This is a genomic window from Allobosea sp. P2_A10 (assembly GCF_056405115.1).
The window spans coordinates 1-3,018 of the sequence record NZ_JBFUCS010000048.1 but is presented as its reverse complement, the minus strand read 5'-3'; the positions used below and the strand labels follow the sequence as shown (position 1 = coordinate 3,018).

Sequence of the window (3,018 nt, the reverse complement as noted above, 5' to 3'; positions counted from 1 at the left end):
CGCCACCCTGAGCGCCCTGGGGGTTCTGAGCGAAGGCGGCTGCGGGCACGAGAGCAAGCGCGCCGATTAGGGCCAGTTTCTTGAACATGGATTTATCCTCCAATGGCTCGGTGTGGAGGCAATCCCCACGATCGAGGCATTGCTCGATAAACATGCGCCCGGTCTCAATGTTCCGTCTCGCCAATTAAAAAAAATAGAGCGAATTCAACAGCTTATGTGAATATTTGTTCAGGAAAGCTACACATCGCCTTGCAGGCGAAATTGCGGTGAACATACCGCGACGTCAGTCGACGAAGCGCACCAACACGCCGGGCTTTACCAGATCAGCAAGCTCCTCGGCATCCCAGTTGGTAAGCCTGACGCATCCATGCGACGTCGTCTTGCTGACCTGCGAGGGTTCAGGGGTTCCGTGGATGCCGAAGGTCGGCTTCGAGAGCGCGATCCAGATGGTGCCAACCGGGCCGTTGGGCCCTGGGGGGAGGACGAGAATCTCGGTATTCTTGCCCTGCTGGAAGTTCTTTTCAGGGTTATAGGTGTAGTTCGGGTTCCTTGCGATCCGCTCGATCGTGTGATCGCCTGAAGGCGAAGGCGTGTTCTGGCTCCCGATTGTTGCGGGGTAACTTGCCAGAACCTGATCGTTGGCGCCGTAGACCAGCACCATTCCCGAATTTTTGACCGCATCGACACGTGCGGCGCTGCCCTTCTCGAGCGAGCGTTTGGCTGATGCAACCAGGATCACCGTGCCTGCTCCGGCAAGCGTCGCTCCCGGGTTGAGCGCATCGAGAAGTTTCTCACTCATGTGAAAGCGCTCGCCGAGCATCTCTTGGGGGCTGGTGTAGGAGAGGCGCTTCATCTCGGCCTGCTTGGCGTAATCGCGCGGGATCTCATGGGCGAAATCGTAAGCGGCGTCTTTTTCGGAGATCGTGTATTCGATGACCACGTCGATCGCGGTGTCGCCGCCCAGCGCCAGCCATGTCAGATCATCGATCTCACCGCCTTCGCCAAGTCGTTCCTGCCGACGGAACTGCGCGACGGCTTTGCGAAAATTCTCGCCATCGCCGCCGTCGATCACGCCAGGGGATATGCTGCGTCGGCTGAGAAGAACCTGTGCTTTGACGATGAAGGGGTCGGGACCGGGTTGTGGCTCCAGTCGCCGATCGATGAAATGCGCGCCGTTGATCTGGTCGGCAGTGAGAGCGCCGACGGAAGTGCCGCCGAAACCCAGCATCGCCACCAGAATCGCCAGGCGTAGGTTGGCGTTGTTCATCGGTCTGATAACCTCGGGTCTGGCAGACGACTGGCTACCTTGCGTGTCGTTACGACGAGGCGAGCGAGGATGTTGCTATCCCCGCTCGCCCGGTTCCTTCATCGACGCCCGAACAGGGGGCCGAGATCGATCTCTTCGTCGCGATGTTTGCCGCCGAGCTGGGCGGCAAGCCATGCTGCGGCAGCGCCAAGAAGGAGCACAGCCGCGGTCATGAACGCCGTGATCAGGGCTGCCTTGCGAGCACGGTCCGCGGCTTGTTTGGCTGTCGCCTTGGCCTGCTCGAGCTTGGCATAGGCCTCATCGACGCGCTTTTGGGCCTCAGGCTGCGGAATGCCCATTCGGGCCGCGACGCGTGATGCGAGGTAATCGCGATCTCCCGGCTCAAGTTTTCCGGAAGTCAGGCCAGTCAGAAAGATCCGAGACGCTTCGTCGCGCTCGGCTGCGGTTGGAGGCGTCGAGCCGGTCGACCTCATGACTGAATCCAGAACCGATCCCAGGGGATCGGACTGCTGGCTGAGAAGCGCGGCAGCACCGCCCGATGCTGCCGCAGCGCCCAAGACGGCGGTTTTGGCAGCTCCGAACAACGACGACGTTGCGATCGACGTTACCAGAAGTGCGCCGGCTGCCCACACGACCAGACCATGCGCCCCGTCACGGACGTTACGCTCATGATCGCTGGCGTCGCTGGCGGGGCGGCGCATACGGCCAGCGAGGTAGCCACCGGCACCGCAAGCCGACACCGTGATCCAGATAGCCCAAAGTCCCGTCGCTATCGCGATTGCAACTAGGCCTGAAGAACGCGCGGTATCGGCGGAAACCAATGACAAGCCGATCGCAGAGCCAAACGCGGCCATGACGGTCGTGATGGCCGCGGACAAGACTGCGCCTCCGAATATGGCGCTCCATTCCAGGTAGGAGCCGGCTGCACGTGTCTTGGCGGCACCGGGTGTGACAATGATGTCAGATGTTGTCATCGACATGATCGAGCTCCTTACCGAAGACCAAGGAACGAAAGGATGGCCAGGACGACCACGATGAGTCCGATGATGTAGATAATTCCGTTCATGATGCCCTCCCGCTGCGCTGCCACATATGTGGCACCTCGAAAACGGCGAAGCGGTAAGAATGGTTCCAAAGCGCACAAATTCGGGGCACGTCGGCACTCGGATTCATGTGCGTGGACGCGCTGATGCCAGGTGGCTAGCTGAGGAACCCAATTTGAGTTAGGGCAAGTGGGTTTCGTTCTCTTACAAGCAAACCTTGCCGACACGATAAATGCGCCAGCTGTCGCCGTGCGTTTCGGCGTCGCGAGGATTTAGTCCAAGACTGCTATGAGATAGACGATATATTGTTAAGGCAGCAAGCCGGGAGAGGTTGGTGCTGTACTGTTCAGATCGAAGATTTTGAGTTGCTCCGATGGCGAAATTTCCGAACTCGTCACGAAAAACCGCTCGATAGCCGCCGCCGCCAAGTCCGCTTCAGGAGTGTCGGTCCAAATCTCAATTAGTACACGGCCAAGCCTTTCTCTCGCGCCGACTTGAAGCTCGGGTCTAACGGCGAACGTTGCGCTTATCGCCCCCCACGCTTCGTCGAATGCGGCGGCCAGAAGGGCAAGCTGCTCAGGCTCTGCGACGATTGATGAAAATGGCATCACCCTCTCCGGCATGATCGATTCACAGTCGGCTAATCGCTGCCGGCTGTCGACGACGCCGGGGTTGTAGGCACCGTTGTGGATGACATCTCAGGTGGCA

At 59.5% G+C, this 3,018-nt stretch carries 3 protein-coding genes; all 3 read right to left on the bottom strand.

Annotated elements, in window-relative coordinates:
• Positions 1–283 precede the first annotated feature (283 nt).
• The 3 genes from AC1DZY_RS26455 to AC1DZY_RS26445 all read right to left on the bottom strand — a co-directional run bounded on the left by AC1DZY_RS26455 (position 284) and on the right by AC1DZY_RS26445 (position 2,918).
• On the bottom strand, positions 284–1,267 hold the full coding sequence (locus AC1DZY_RS26455; RefSeq protein WP_476823132.1) for a L,D-transpeptidase family protein: 984 nt from the start codon (positions 1,265–1,267) through the stop codon (positions 284–286).
• 98 nt (positions 1,268–1,365) lie between these two features.
• Positions 1,366–2,247: a hypothetical protein gene (locus AC1DZY_RS26450; protein ID WP_476823131.1), complete on the bottom strand. Its 882-nt coding sequence runs from the start codon at positions 2,245–2,247 to the stop codon at positions 1,366–1,368.
• A 371-nt stretch (positions 2,248–2,618) separates the two neighbouring features.
• Positions 2,619–2,918, bottom strand: coding sequence for a hypothetical protein (locus AC1DZY_RS26445; RefSeq protein WP_476823130.1), 300 nt, complete (start codon positions 2,916–2,918; stop codon positions 2,619–2,621).
• Positions 2,919–3,018: the final 100 nt, after the last annotated feature.

What these genes read in the sequence shown, in the direction of transcription:
- AC1DZY_RS26455 (WP_476823132.1), bottom strand. Translation starts at nt 1,267, where the DNA reads ATGAACAACGCCAACCTACGCCTGGCGATTCTGGTGGCGATGCTGGGT.
- AC1DZY_RS26450 (WP_476823131.1), bottom strand. Translation starts at nt 2,247, where the DNA reads ATGTCGATGACAACATCTGACATCATTGTCACACCCGGTGCCGCCAAG.
- AC1DZY_RS26445 (WP_476823130.1), bottom strand. Translation starts at nt 2,918, where the DNA reads ATGCCATTTTCATCAATCGTCGCAGAGCCTGAGCAGCTTGCCCTTCTG.